At 52.5% G+C, this 14,259-nt stretch carries 11 protein-coding genes; 9 read left to right on the forward strand and 2 right to left on the reverse strand.

Features of this window, described 5'->3' with window-relative positions; translation table 11 throughout:
• Positions 1-23: 23 nt before the first annotated feature.
• A complete protein-coding gene (locus VMS83_RS02910; RefSeq protein WP_325409697.1) occupies positions 24-1,277 on the reverse strand; it encodes an ADP-dependent glucokinase/phosphofructokinase in 1,254 nt (417 codons plus the stop codon).
• Positions 1,278-1,421: 144 nt separating this feature from the next.
• On the opposite strand from VMS83_RS02910, the gene glgP reads away from it, so the two are divergent.
• Positions 1,422-3,593 carry an alpha-glucan family phosphorylase gene (gene glgP / locus VMS83_RS02915; RefSeq protein ID WP_325409699.1) on the forward strand — a complete coding sequence of 724 codons (2,172 nt, stop codon included), beginning with the start codon at positions 1,422-1,424 and terminating at the stop codon, positions 3,591-3,593.
• Between the two features lie 168 nt (positions 3,594-3,761).
• Here the strand turns inward: glgP and VMS83_RS02920 are convergent, their stop codons facing one another.
• Positions 3,762-3,956, reverse strand: a complete 195-nt coding sequence (locus VMS83_RS02920; RefSeq protein ID WP_325409701.1) for a hypothetical protein — start codon at positions 3,954-3,956, stop codon at positions 3,762-3,764.
• Between the two features lie 499 nt (positions 3,957-4,455).
• Between VMS83_RS02920 and VMS83_RS02925 the strand changes: the two genes are divergently transcribed.
• From VMS83_RS02925 to VMS83_RS02960, 8 genes are all read left to right on the forward strand, one after another.
• Positions 4,456-7,914 (forward strand): PAS domain S-box protein, encoded by a 3,459-nt coding sequence (locus VMS83_RS02925; protein WP_325409702.1) that lies wholly within the window; start codon positions 4,456-4,458, stop codon positions 7,912-7,914.
• A gap of 2 nt (positions 7,915-7,916) precedes the next feature.
• Positions 7,917-9,260, forward strand: a complete 1,344-nt coding sequence (locus tag VMS83_RS02930; protein WP_325409704.1) for a response regulator — start codon at positions 7,917-7,919, stop codon at positions 9,258-9,260.
• Positions 9,261-10,150: 890 nt separating this feature from the next.
• A complete protein-coding gene (locus VMS83_RS02935) occupies positions 10,151-10,456 on the forward strand; it encodes an Hsp20/alpha crystallin family protein (RefSeq protein ID WP_325409706.1) in 306 nt (101 codons plus the stop codon).
• Between the two features lie 219 nt (positions 10,457-10,675).
• Positions 10,676-10,963, forward strand: a complete 288-nt coding sequence (locus VMS83_RS02940) for a DUF2769 domain-containing protein (protein WP_325409708.1) — start codon at positions 10,676-10,678, stop codon at positions 10,961-10,963.
• A 143-nt stretch (positions 10,964-11,106) separates the two neighbouring features.
• Complete coding sequence (locus VMS83_RS02945) at positions 11,107-11,463, forward strand: DUF488 domain-containing protein (RefSeq protein WP_325409710.1); 357 nt, start codon at positions 11,107-11,109, stop codon at positions 11,461-11,463.
• Between the two features lie 67 nt (positions 11,464-11,530).
• Positions 11,531-11,713: a rubredoxin gene (locus VMS83_RS02950; protein WP_325409712.1), complete on the forward strand. Its 183-nt coding sequence runs from the start codon at positions 11,531-11,533 to the stop codon at positions 11,711-11,713.
• 16 nt (positions 11,714-11,729) lie between these two features.
• On the forward strand, positions 11,730-12,203 hold the full coding sequence (locus tag VMS83_RS02955) for a cation-transporting P-type ATPase (RefSeq protein WP_325409714.1): 474 nt from the start codon (positions 11,730-11,732) through the stop codon (positions 12,201-12,203).
• 292 nt (positions 12,204-12,495) lie between these two features.
• A complete protein-coding gene (locus tag VMS83_RS02960) occupies positions 12,496-14,259 on the forward strand; it encodes a sensor histidine kinase (RefSeq protein ID WP_325409717.1) in 1,764 nt (587 codons plus the stop codon).

Genomic DNA, 14,259 nt, shown 5'->3' on the forward strand with positions numbered 1-14,259 from the left:
CTCATACCAGGAAGATTGTGCCCTCAGAACGGATCTGCAACGAACGCTGTGGATGACAGGATGTCGCCAAGCCCGGTGGTTTTCCGGACATTGTGGGAAATCAGGGTGGGGATGACCATCACGATCCGGTCACCGGTCCTGAAAATCCCGGGCGATTCATCCGGGCCAAAAACAGCCCGGATATCCGCATATGCCTGAAGGCCTTCCTGCGACAGGACAGGGCCGCCCCCTCCCGCTGCACCGGCTGTCTCCCGGGCAGCAAAGAGGAGGGCATTCCGGGATAATTCCGGCTGCCCGGTCCCGGGTTTCAGGATCAGGACATAGTACCCGAAGGTGTGCAGGTGCAGCCGGGGAACACCCGTGGCACGGGCAAAGGCGAGAGCATCACGCACCAGTGTGACCGGGGTTACGGGTAGTACTGCCGGCGGCCCCTGGCCCGGCTCCCCCAGTGCTTGTGTGAACAGGGCCAGTTCGTGTTCATTGAGCCCGATACTGTCCGTATTTTTAAGGATATGATCGAGCATCACTGGAAGGACCCGGGGTGCCATCCCGGAAACGCATTCAACATGAGTCCGCATACGGGGGTGAACGTTACGGATCCGCACCAGCTGCCGTGCGGCAGTGACAAACTCCTCTTCTGTCCGCAGGTACTGGTAGCCGGACAGGAATGTACGACGGCAGCTGGCGATCTGTTCCAGAAATGCAGCCTCTTTTTCCCCCGGGATGAGAACTGTGGACGCGTCATGGAACGGGGACACGATAAACCGGTTGCTCCGGGGCACAACCCCCTCGGCCATGGGTACAAGGCCCGGGGAAAATTCAAAAATAAGATGGGTAATGTCGGGATTATCACCGGTTTTCGGATCAAAGGTAAAGGGAAGGATGCCGGCATCCTTGAGCAGAGCTCGCGTATGGGGACCGGCACCGGGGACAACACAGATAACCGGTGCGGCATTCAGCCTGCGCATCTGGATCGCGGCAATCCCCGCCTGCCCCCCGATTGCAAGGGAACCCGAGGTTGAAAAAAATCCGGAAAGGGCATGGAAAACCGAGGGATCACCGACAACCATCTCATCGGCTGCGCAATACCGCATCGCATGTTCCAGCCGGTTGAGGAGGCTTTCGAATCCCGGGCCGGCCTGCTTCCTGAGATCACCGAGCAACTCCGGGGTGACCGGTATAACCCTGTCGATATTCGCATTGAACCCGGTCATGACCGGGCCCGGCTCCGGTCGTTGCAGGTATTGGTACAGGTCCGCCCACATGCCGGTGTCCACAAATAACCCTACCTTGTCGCACGCCAGATTAGCTGCCGGATGATGATAAAGGTGCTTTTGTCTGTCCTTTTATTTGTCCAGAGGTACTTCCCATAGTATTAACCATGGCTTAATCCAAAATGACCGGTAAGGAAGGTTTACCATATGGCCGACCATAAGGACGGGCTGATGGACAAGTTCCCCCATGTGCCTGAACAGTTATCCGGGCTTGTGGATCTGGCATACAATCTCTGGTGGAGCTGGCACCCGGAGGCACGGGTGCTCTTTAAGCAGATCAACCAGCAGGCATGGAAAAAAAGCGTCCATAATCCGGTAAAGATGCTCCAAGACATCCCCCCCGAATTCCTTGAGAGCGTCCTCTCAAATCCCGAATATCTCCGTCGTTATGATATCATCATGAACCGTTTTTCCCGGTACATGACCAACAACAACGGTTGGTTTTCGGAGCAATATCCCCAGGGCAGGTCGCTCACCATTGCCTATTTTTCAGCGGAATACGGCCTGCACCATTCGCTGCCTTTTTATGCGGGCGGTCTCGGGTTCCTCGCGGGGGATCATTTAAAGGAATGCAGCGATCTCGGGGTTCCGCTGGTCGCCGTGGGATTCATGTACTCCGAAGGGTACCTCCACCAGCATATCCGTCCCGATGGCTGGCAGGATAATATTACCGAAGTGCTGGATCGCGATGCAGCGCCCATCACCCGGGTCCTGAACACTTCCGGCGAGCAGATGGTAGTACAGGTCCCCTTTATCGAACCCCCGATCCATGTTGCGGTGTGGAAGGTCGCTGTGGGCAAGATCCCGCTCTACCTGCTCGATACCGATATTCCCGCAAATATCCCTGAAAACAGGACCATCTCCCACCGGCTTTATGCAGAGCAGACCGAGCAGCGCTTAAAACAGGAGATAGTACTCGGGATCGGGGGGCGCAAAGTGCTCAGTGATCTGGGCATAGATTTTTCTGCCCTGCATCTGAACGAAGGGCATCCGGTGTTTGCGCAGCTGGAGCAGATCCGGGAACGGGTGGCGACAGGCATGAGCTTTACGGATGCCATGAACCATGTGAAGGGGACTGCCGTTTTTACCACCCACACCCCGGTTCCTGCCGGGAACGATATCTTCCCCCTGGATCTTATGCGCAAATATTTTTCCGGCTATTACCCGCAGCTGGGTATCGATGAGGAAACCTTTTTTAAGCTCGGCCACCATCCCTGCGATGCGGGTACCGGCTTTAACATGACCGCATTCGCCCTCAGGCTCACCCAGTTCCATAACGGGGTGTCAAAGAAACACGGCACAGTTGCCCGCGAGATGTGGCGCTGCATGTGGCCGGGCCTCCCGGTACAGGAGATCCCCATTGATCATATCACAAACGGGGTTCACATTCCGACATGGCTGAACCCCCGGATGGAAATTCTCTATTCAAAATACTTCGACTCTGTTGATCCCCAGTGGCAGATGAACCGGGATAACCCGGAGATCTGGCAGATGATCGATGAAATTCCGGATAAAGCGCTCTGGGAGGAACATATCTGGCTGAAACAAAAACTCTTCAACAGGATCCGGGAAAAAAAGAGGATCAAATGGGGAAGCCAGCTAAACGAGCCCGGCAACCTTGTGGCAGAAGGCCTGATGCTCAACCCCTCTGTCCTCACTATCGGGTTTGCCCGGCGGTTTTCTGCCTATAAGCGGGCAGACCTGATCTTTCATGACCGGACCCGTCTCCGGCGGATCCTGACCAATCCCTGGCGCCCGGTGCAGATAATCTTTGCCGGGAAAGCGCATCCTGCCGATAACGAGGGGAAAGAAATCCTGCAACGGATCTACGAATTCGCCCAGCAGCCGGAATTCGGCGGCAGGATCGGGTTTGTCGAGGATTACGGGGAACAGATGGCCCAGTACCTGGTCCATGGCGTGGATGTCTGGATGAACAATCCCATCCCCCCCATGGAGGCTTGCGGGACGAGCGGTATGAAGGCGTCATTAAACGGGGTACTTAACCTGAGTATCCTTGACGGGTGGTGGATTGAAGGGTACAATGGCAGGAACGGCTGGGCCTTTGAAGGCGATCCGTCCCCTGCAACGCGGGATGCATCAGATGCCGCTGCGCTCTATACCCTGCTTGAAAACGAAGTGGCGCCTCTTTACTACTCTGCCTATCTCGACGGGATACCTCACGGCTGGGTAAAAAAGATGAAGGAATCCATAAAAAGCACCAGTGCAGCATTCTCCGCCCGCCGCATGGTCAAGGAGTACGTGACAAAATATTATCCCTCCCTGCTTGCATGTGCGGAAAACGAGTGCTCCATCCACTGATTTTTTTAACAAAAGGGAAAGGAGATACGGGAAGAGCGGGGGAAAACCTCCGGGCCGGCTATTTTTAACAAGATGAAATCCCTGGAGCCGGGCATTCACGGAGGATGAAGAATACGGCATAAAGCCGGGGGGAGATAAAAAGAGAAAAATCAAAAAAAAGTCTTTTTTTCAGCATTCGTCCAGCATTTTTTTGAGCATTTTCATGGTCTCGATCTTGAACTGGAAATGCTTGATCATCCCTTCTTTCATCATGATCTTTCCGTCGATCATGCGCTTCATCATGGCCTTTTTCTGGTCATCGCTTAACATTTCCCACATCTCAATCATGGGGGTTTCATGCTGCGTCATTCCCTGTTCGTGCATGGTGTTTTCAACTCCTTGTTCCGGCAGGCCGGATCGACCGTGTTTTTCATGGACAGGAAAATAAAATATTGTCCATCTTTCATCGGGTGTAACAAAGTTTGAAGTTCCTGCACAGGTTCCCTTTTTGTGGGAATTATGAAGACCATGCACGATGTACCCGGATCCTTCTTTGTACCAGAACCCCGGGAAAATATGAAACAAAGATATTACCGGATCTTTTCAAAATTTGTAATATGGCAAAATGTTTTTTAAGTCTTTAAAAGGGTTTTTATTGTCGTACTATATCGATCGTATATACCGGCAGCTGGTTAGTCGCTTTAATACGCGCATCTTTCGCCGGTACTACCGGTGGTGATATTGGCAGATGAGAAAAGGGAGCAGTAAAAAAACAAAAACGGATCTGCCGGAATCACACAAGTTGCCTGCCCCCGAAAATGATAAGGCTGCCGGTCGTGCGAAATCCAGGCGCACTCCAGCTGGGCAGAAGCAGGCGCAGGAAATGCCCCGGGAGAGCGAATCCATCCTTCGCAGTTTCTTTGATTCTTCGGGTGCAATGCGGGGCATTGTTGAAGTGATCGCAGAGGATGATGTGCGCCATATCGTCGACAATGCGGTGACTGCTTCTTTTCTTGGCCTGACACCGGAGGATATGAAGAACAAACGTGGCTCTGAACTGGGCGAACCGCCCGATATCCTGCGAACGTGGATAGGCCATTATAACGAGAGCAGGAAAAGCGGGAAGCCGGAGTCATTCGAGTACCTTGACAACCGCCAGGAACCGGGAGCCTGGCTTCTTGCCACCGTCAGTTACCTGGGGACACCTCCCCACGGGCACCCCCGTTTCGCTTACGTTGTTCTTGATATAACCAAGAGCAAGCGGGCCGAATCTGCCCTCAGGGAGAGTGAAGAGCGGCTGCGCTTCGCGCTGGAGATCAGCCACACCGGGGCGTGGGATCTTGACCTGACAGACCATATCGCCTACCGCTCGCCGGAGCATGACAGAATCTTTGGTTATCCCGGGATGCTCCCCACGTGGACGTACGAAATGTTTCTCGATCATGTGCTTTTGGAGGATCGCGCTCTTGTGGATGCGAAATTCCGCCACGCCGTAAATACGGGGGGCGACTGGAACTTTGAGTGCCGGATCCGGCGCACTGATGGTGAGATCCGCTGGATCTGGGCGGCCGGCCGGCACCAGACCGGCGGTTCCGGCACGCTGGGAAAAATGACGGGAATCGTCCAGGATATCACTGAACGAAAACAGGCAGAGGATGCGCTCCGGGAGAGTGAGGAGCGGTTCCGGGTCATTGCTGAAACATCCCCCGTCCTGTTATCGGTCAGCAGTGTATCTGACGGTATTGTCCTTTTTACCAACCCTGCCTATGATCGTGCATTCGGATTCCCTCCGGGCGAAGTTATCGGGATGCCTGCAAAGAACCTGATTTACGATCCCGCCGAACGTGATGCGGTCATTGATATCCTGCGTGAAAACGGGGAGATACGGGATCGCGAGATAAGAGTTATACGAAAAGACGGGACCCCCTTCTGGATCTCTGTATCGTTTGCCCGCATCAGATTCAACGGGAACGAGGCGATCCTGGGAGCTTCAGTTGATGTCACGGATCGCAGGCGTGCGGAAGCCGCGCTGCGTGAGAGCGAGGAACGGTACCGCACCGTGGCCGATTTCACGTATGACTGGGAGTTCTGGATCGATCCTGATGGCCGTTTTATCTACATTTCGCCATCGGCCGAAAAGATCCTGGGCAGGCCGATCAGCAAGTACACCTCTGCAGATTCTCTTTTCCGGGATGTAACGCACCCTGATGATCTCTGCACCCTGCTTGAGCACATGGCTCATGATCTTGCCGGGCAGGGTCCGTCTGCCATAGAGTTCCGGATCGTGCGCCCGGATGGCGAGGTGCGCTGGATCCAGCATGTATGCCAGCCGGTCCTTGACGCGGAAGGGAGATTTTTGGGCACGCGGGGTTCAAACAGGGACACCACCGAGCGCAGACTTGCAGAAGAAGCACTGCAGAAAGCCCGTGACGAACTGGAGAGCCGGGTTGAGAAACGCACTGCCGAGCTCCAGGAAGCGGTACGATCTGCCAGTACCGAACGCCAACGGCTTTACGATGTTCTTGAGTCGCTTCCTGCGTATGTCTGCCTCCTCGACAAGGACTACCGCATGCCATTTGCCAACAGGTATTTCCGGGAAACCTTCAGGGAGCCGAAAGGGCGCCGTTGCTTTGATTTCCTTTTTAACCGGAAAAAACCCTGTGAGACCTGCGAGACATATACTGTCATGAAGACCCGTGCGCCTCATCACTGGTACTGGACCGGCCCAAACGGCAGGGACTACGATATCTACGACTTCCCGTTCACTGATGCAGACGGGTCCTTCATGATACTCGAGATGGGTATCGATATTACGGAACAGAAAAAGGCCGAAGGAGCGTTGAAAAAAGCGAACGCGTATAACAGGAGCCTGATCGAGGCGAGCGTCGACCCACTGGTCACCATCAGCCCGGATGGGACGATCAGCGACGTCAACGAAGCAACGATCCGTGTCACCGGTTTCGCCCGGGAGGAACTGATAGGGACCGATTTCTCGGATTACTTCACGGAACCGGAAAAGGCAAAGGCAGGATACGAGAGTGTATTTCGTGACGGGTCGGTGACTGATTATGCATTGGAGATCCGGCACAGGAACGGGACAGTGACTCCGGTTCTCTACAACGCGGTCGTGTACCGGGACGCGGCAGGGAATGTCACCGGTGTTTTTGCCGCCGCACGTGATGTCACCGAGCAGAGGAAAGCCGAAGAGGCGATCCAGAAAGCAAAAGATCTCCTTGAGAAGAGGGTGAAAGAACGGACCTCAGATCTGATACAGTCCAATGTTAAGCTCAAGGAAGAAATTTCCCAGCGCATGCTGGCGGAATCCTTGGTAGAAAAAACTGTATCCGAATTGTATGCAGCCATTGAATCGACAGCCGACGGAATTTATGTCGTAGACCCGGCGGGGAAAATCATCCGGTATAACCAGAATTTTACATCCATGTGGAAGATCCCGGACGAACTGTTACAGAGCGGTGATGATCGTAAGGTGTCAGGATATCTGCAAAAACAGGTAAAAAATCCCGGGTTGTTTATGGATAGGGATGATGAATACAACCCTCCCCGGGATCGTGAGACCTATGACATGCTGGAACTTAAGGACGGCAGGATTTTTGAACGATATTCAAAACCTCAGAAGATGGACGCTGCAATCATCGGCAGGGTCATGAGCTACCGGGATGTCACCGATCGCCGGCACGCCGAGGAAAAACTGATCGCTTCCCTCCAGGAAAAAGAGACCCTTATCCGGGAGATCCACCACCGGGTCAAAAACAACCTCCAGATCATATCCGGCCTTCTGGATATGACACGGATGCGGACAACGGATGTTACAACAAACAATATATTGACCGACATGATGCTGAAGATCAAGACCATGGCACAGATCCATACGAGGCTGTACGAGAGCAAACAGTTCGATAAGATCAACATGGGTGTCCAGATCCGGGACCAGGTTTCAGACCTGTCCAACATTTACGGCCGGGCAGGTGCCGAGATCTCCTGCGAGATCGATGCCGGCGATATCTACCTGCCGGTTGATCAGGCCATCCCCTGCGCTCTCGTGGTAAACGAGATCCTTTCCAATGCATTCAAGCATGCTTTCAGGGGAAAAAAGCACGGGAATCTGATGATTTCCGCAACACAGGAAGATGACCACATCGGTATCATCGTCCATGATGACGGGGTTGGGATTCCCAACGACATGGATGTCTACCGGACAACCAGCCTCGGATTCAAACTAATCCGCAGTCTCGTAACTCAGCTGAACGGATCTGTTGCGGTTACAAGTATACAGGGTACGGAAGTGACGGTGAAATTCCCGGTCCAAGACGGAGGTACATAGCCATGTCAAAGATCCTTGTTGTTGATGATGAAGCGATTATAACCATGCAGCTGGAAGAACGCCTGAGCGCTATGGGATATACCGTTGCCGGGATGGCATCATCGGGTGAGGATGCCATCGAGAAGGCACGACGGCTTAAGCCGGACCTGGTCCTCATGGACATTGTCATGCCGGGAAAGCTCAACGGTATTGAAGCGGCAAAGACCATTGCCGGACTCGACATCCCGGTGGTCTTTGTCACGTCATACGCAGACGATTCAATCATCGAGAAAGCAAAACAGGTCAGGCCCTACGGGTATATCGTAAAACCCTTCAATGAACTGGAGATCAAGGCTGCTATCGAGGTCGCCCTGTTCCGGAAGACTGCGGAAGAGGAGCTTCGCAAAGCCGCTCATGCACCGCAGGAGAAGGGTGCCCGCCACCCGGGAAGTGATGCCGAGGATGATGGCGGGGCAGAATATATTGACCTGCCGGAGATCAAGACGGTCCTTTTAAAAGATATTTTTACCGATATCGTCCTCTTCCTGTACGCCGATCCGACCTTAAAAGAGCCGATATTCAGGTTTGCCCTCGATGCCGGGCTCAAAAAAGGAGGGCGCAATTTCTTTGCCTATCACCGGTCCACCCTGCAGAAATATTTTTTAAAGGAGATCCAGCACGGCGACCTTTTCATGCGACGGGTAAAGAAGGGCGAGGTGTACCTCCTGCCCGGCATTCTCGAGAAATGTTCAGGATCATTATCCACGGCCCCGCCGGCCGGCACGCTCCAGGTCCTCTTTGATTTTTCCGAAACGGACGAGTTTTCCGATATTCTCACCGTAAAAGATCTTATCCTTTCAAAGAAGGGCCAGGGGGTACCCCTCTCGGGTATCATTGCCGTGAATATGGCCGATATCGATCACAACCAGATAAAACTGCTCTCCGACGGCATTGCAAAGATCATCATCTCCACCGGTAAAGAAACGACCCTCTCTTTTGCCAACCTCTCTTTCCCCTCAGAATCGGTCACCGTTGTCCCCCAGGCAACCATTGACGATGTGGTGAAAAAGTCGCTTGAACCGGTGGTGCTCTCGCTTCTGGAAAAACCCATATCCGGCTATGATATCGTCCACGAAATCCACAACCGCTATAATGTCCTCATCCCCCAGGCACGGATTTACACTTACCTCTATGATCTCGAACAGAAAGGATACCTCCTGATGAAGACCTCGGGAAAATCGAAACTGTATTCGCCGACAGACGCCGGAAAAAAGTATATCCATAATCGGTTGAACGAGTTTAAGTTTGTTTTCCGGCATATCATGGGAGAGAGTGCCCCTGCCATCACTCCCCTCGAGAAGAAATAACCTTTTTTAATAATTGTAAAATATCAGCCCACAAAAAGATAATGGGAAAATCAAAGACTCAATCAATTGATGGTAAAAGATGCAAAAGCATGAGGAATTTGCTCTCGGGAGCTAAACCCCCGCCACCCGGGCACCCCCTCATGATAGTGCCGTAGTAGTACCTGTTCTGGTGCTATCTCAATGCGCCCCGTCCCCCTCGGGGACTGGTGGCGCAAGAGGGGGCAAAAAGGACACCCGAAAACACTTTTCTACAGACTAAAATATACATTTTTCACCGTATTGGGGCTGATTTTTGATAATCATCGGACAATTTTTTAAAGATATCCGCGTTCCCACCAGAATGCCCGAAAAGGACCGGTATTTTCCCTGCCACAAGAGGATATCCGGCCCGCTTTCCGGGATCAGAAACAGGGATGTTATGTCACAAAATATGAAACAATACCTGAAATATCCGGTAACTTATTTGGAGTGGACAAAAGAAAGGGGAGATGTGTGGGTAGTCGATGTACCCACATTCAGGCAAATGCCATGCCAAAAAAAAATCAACCCTCATCAATCTTCGAAAAACACCATGCGGGGAGGAGACCGAACAAGAGAATGGGATGGGGAAGTCAGCCGCATACGCACCAGAAAATTATCTGAGTAAAACTGTTTGCAGACAAATCGCTTAGTCCAACAACAGTATCTGCAGGTTCCCTGTCAAAAGGCAGTGCTGCCGGGGAAAATTCCCTACTAAATAAAAGATGATTTCCCTCATGGCAGAAAGGAATCCATGACGATGTCGACTCCCAGTAAGGAGGTAATGGCTGTTGGCGGGGGACAATAAATCCCCACAAACCTCCCTTAAACCAGACCGGGGTTAAAAGATCCAGTACAGGACGCTGACAGAAATGAGAGAGCGAGAAACTTCTCAGGAAGAGAGCGGGTTTGATCCGTTGATCAGCAAGTCATATACTGGCAGGCTTATCTACCTCACGATCGAGCTCCGGGGAGTGGTAGAAGAACAAATCCGTATAGACCTTGAAAAAACAACTCTTACCCTATCCATATCGGAGAATGAAAAGACGCTCCGGAAAGTGATCCAGGTTCCGGAAGGAGTACGGCTTTTCAGGAAAAAGTTCTCTGATGGAATCCTGGAAATCGTCCTTGAAAAACCGGCATCGCCCTATTACCGGCAAAGAAAAGTCCGTTTTTAAAGATCTATCTCACCCCTGTTCCTTCATTCCAGTTCCAAAATATGTTTCAAAATCTGAACTGAGTGAAAGTTTCTATAACGCTCACCGTTGAAGGAGCATACCGGGTGAGGACCAGCGTTTCGCAAAAGGTCCCCTGCGATAACCGGTCGCGGGAGTTTAGAAGATATAATCCCTGACAAACCGGTTCTGACCAAGAGACAGGTAAGGATGTGACGTGCTATGGACAAATTTGAGGAAATGATGCAGAAAATGCAGAAGATGAGTGCTGCAGAAAGGAAAGCAATGCTCGACAGCGTTAAACCCAAGTGCACCTGTCCGGAATGCCCGACCTACAATGACTGCATGAAAGGAAAAGAGGAGCTCCTCTTCTGCGCAACCGGAAAGACCGGCTGTTCGCCGGCAAAAAAAGCCTGTATCTGCCCGACCTGCCCGGTGACACCCATGATGGGGCTCAAGAATATGCATTACTGTATCAGGGGTTCGGAACAGGAACTGCGGAAGATGTGACGTGCCCCACGGGTTTATTTTTTGTTCTGTCGGTTATTTTCGTTACATCGCGTTAACGCAGACGAAATCGCGCAAATATGAGGAAATTTCCTTCCGGTAACGGGAAGGAGAAAAACCTGTACGAGGTTTGGATCTGAAAACTCATGCCCATTAAACTAAAACGGGTGTACGAACCCCCGGCAGTGGATGACGGATACCGTGTGCTTGTCGAGCGCCTCTGGCCCCGTGGCGTAGCAAAGGAGCGGGCACACGTCGATCTCTGGATGAAGGACGCCGGGGCAAGCCAGGAGCTCCGGGTCTGGTTCGGCCACGACCCGGATAAATGGGAAGATTTCAGGACGATGTATTTTGAAGAGATCAGGGGGAGGCCTCAGGTGATCAGGGAACTTGATAAAATCCTTGCCCGGGAAAAGACTGTCACATTCCTGTTTGCCGCCCATGATGAGTTGCACAACAATGCCGAGGCATTAAAAGAATTTCTTGACGCTCATCTTCAATGATGAATGGGCAGCATGAGGAGAGAGGGGTATCACAGACATCCTGAAGTGATAACAGGAGGTGATAAAAATGACAGATCAGATGGTTCCTTACAAATGCCTGGTGTGCGGATATATCTACGACCCGAAAGTCGGCGATCCGACGGCCGGAATTTTACCCGGCGTGGAATTCGATGCCTTGCCGGATAACTGGGTCTGCCCGGAGTGCGGGGCAGGAAAAGATCAGTTTGAGATGGTCAGGGATGATGCATAGGTAAAACCAACGGACTATGATGGACCCGGAAAAGAGCCTGGAGAATGGCAAAATCCACGAGGACAACCCGGCAACCACAGGTTTATCCCTGTCCGATGAAGAACTGGAAAGGATCCTGAAAACCGGGGCGGGCGGCCTCAACCAGACCGAGGTCCAGGTACGGTTGCAGGAATACGGGTTCAATGATATCCCGGAAGAGAAGAAGCACCCGCTCCTCAGGTTTTTCAGGTATTTCTGGGGCCCGATACCCTGGATGATCGAAGTCGCGGCTCTCCTCTCAGCCATTATCCAGCAGGCAGTTGTCCGGATCGGGAATTACCTGATTGTTCTTGCCGTCTCTCTCGTAAGTGTTGTCTTCATCATTTCCATAATCAGGGGCGTCCCGGTTGAGGAGCTGATGTTTGCGTGTGCATTCGGGTTCTACTGGTCCACGGTCTATGAACGTTTTACCTGGAAGAAGGTGCCTGATCACTATATCCCCGGGTACTGACCAAAAAAGGATTGTTGTTACCATGCGTCACTCTGGCTGTATTGACCTCCCAATGTACCGGGATGTACGGATGCTTCCCTGCAATAATTCCTGTGTAAAAATGCAACAGTTTCCTGATTTTTTCATAAAGGCCCATTCATCCGTTCAGAACCATCCCGACAACTATTAATTAAACATAGTGAATATACCCATAAACGATAATTCTCTCCGGAGAGCAGGGCGGAAGGAAAAATCCGTGGCAATCGAACCTGGATCACTACAAAACGGGATACATCACCCTACCACGGATATAATGTCCGAAAAACTTCTGCTCAGGCGACTCACCATCGCTTTTGGCCTTATCGTAGCTTTTATCAGCATCCTTGCGATATTCACGGCGCATTTCGGTATCACTCTCTTCAGCAGCGTGAACCAGAATTACCGGACAATGGCACTCAGCGCAGCCCTGATCTGGATCTTCATCGGATCCGTGCTCGCATACCAGGTTGCACAACCGCTCCGGCGGATCTCCCTGCGGGTAGTGCAGGCATTCCTTGTTCTCATCGCAGCCATTGAAGCCATCGAATTTATTTTCAGTGTTCGGGGCAGTCATTCTTTCATAGAGACACTCTTTGTCAGGGCCGGGACGGTTGTTCTCGGGCCCACATCCTCACCTATCTCCCCGGTAGCTGCCGGTCTTATAGTTCTCGCGGCAATTGCGCTGGTGTTTGTTCTCCGGGTTAAAGACCTGCCGGGACACTCGAGTCGGACAGCAGATGCAATCAGTATCGCCGGGATCGCGATCTCTGTTATCAGCTTCACCTTTGTCATGAGCTATTTCTATGGCAATCCGTTATTGTATGGAACACAATTCATCCCCATCGCATTCCTGTCAGCATTCGCCTCCATCTTCGCCGGGGCAGCCCTTGTAGCTGCCGCCGGCCCCGGCGCAGTCCCGGTCAGGTACATTATCGGCAATTCCACCAGCGCCGGCCTCCTCCGGGTATTTGTCCCGCTCGTTGTCGGCATTATCCTTATCGAAAATATCATGTTTGTCGGGCTGTCTTCCTGGTTTGACGTCCGCGATGCGGTCCTGCTCTCGACAACTCTGGTGATCTTTATTCTCGTTACCGCTTTTGTGGTGGCTCGGGTTTCCGGTGCGATGGGAAGGAGACTTGAGCGTGCCGAGCAGGAACTGGTCCGGAAAAACGAAGATCTCGGCGCCATGAACGAGGAACTTACCGCAATTGAGGAAGAACTGCGCCAGGCTAACGAAGGACTTCTGGCGAACGAACGCCAACTGCTGCAGAAAAACGAAGATCTCAACGCGGTCAATGAGGAACTCACCGCTACTCATGATGAACTTCACCAGAATATCGAAGAACTCAGCCTCCGTGAAGAGGAACTGATCAGAAGCGAGGCAGATCTCAGGGATGCCCTCGCAGAAAAAGAGGTACTCCTCTCAGAGATCCACCACCGGGTCAAGAACAACCTGACCGCGTTTATCTCGCTTTTGAGTCTTGATGGTTCCTATGAGGACACCGAAGCGGGCCGAGCCCTTAAAAAAGACCTCCAGAACCGGGCCCGGAGCATGGCCCTCATCCACGAGACCCTGTACCGGACCGGAAAATTCTCGAACGTGGATATGGAGGTCTACCTGAATAACCTTGTCGGCCAGCTCGCAAGCTCTTACAAAGAGAATGCAAATGTCCGGATCGTTGTCGATGTTCATGGAGTGGCACTTGATGTCGCCCGGGCCACCACGGCCGGCCTGATCATCAACGAACTGGTGAACAACTCGTTCAAGTACGCATTCCCGCCGGGGTTCGACTGTATGGCTGTGCGGGGAGAATCCTGTACGATCCGGGTCTCGCTTGCCCATGAGGATGGGACGGATGTACTCACCGTGGCTGATAATGGCCGCGGATTACCGGAGAGATTCGATCCCCTGGCAACGAAATCGTTCGGCCTCAAGCTGGTGACCTTCCTTGCCCGCCACCAGCTTCGCGCGGAGATCGGGATCCGGACGGAGAAAGGAACAGAATTTAGCTTCCATCTGAAAAATACCGGGGGATGA

The sequence above is a fragment of the Methanoregula sp. genome (genome assembly GCF_035543475.1).
GTDB lineage: Archaea > Halobacteriota > Methanomicrobia > Methanomicrobiales > Methanospirillaceae > Methanoregula.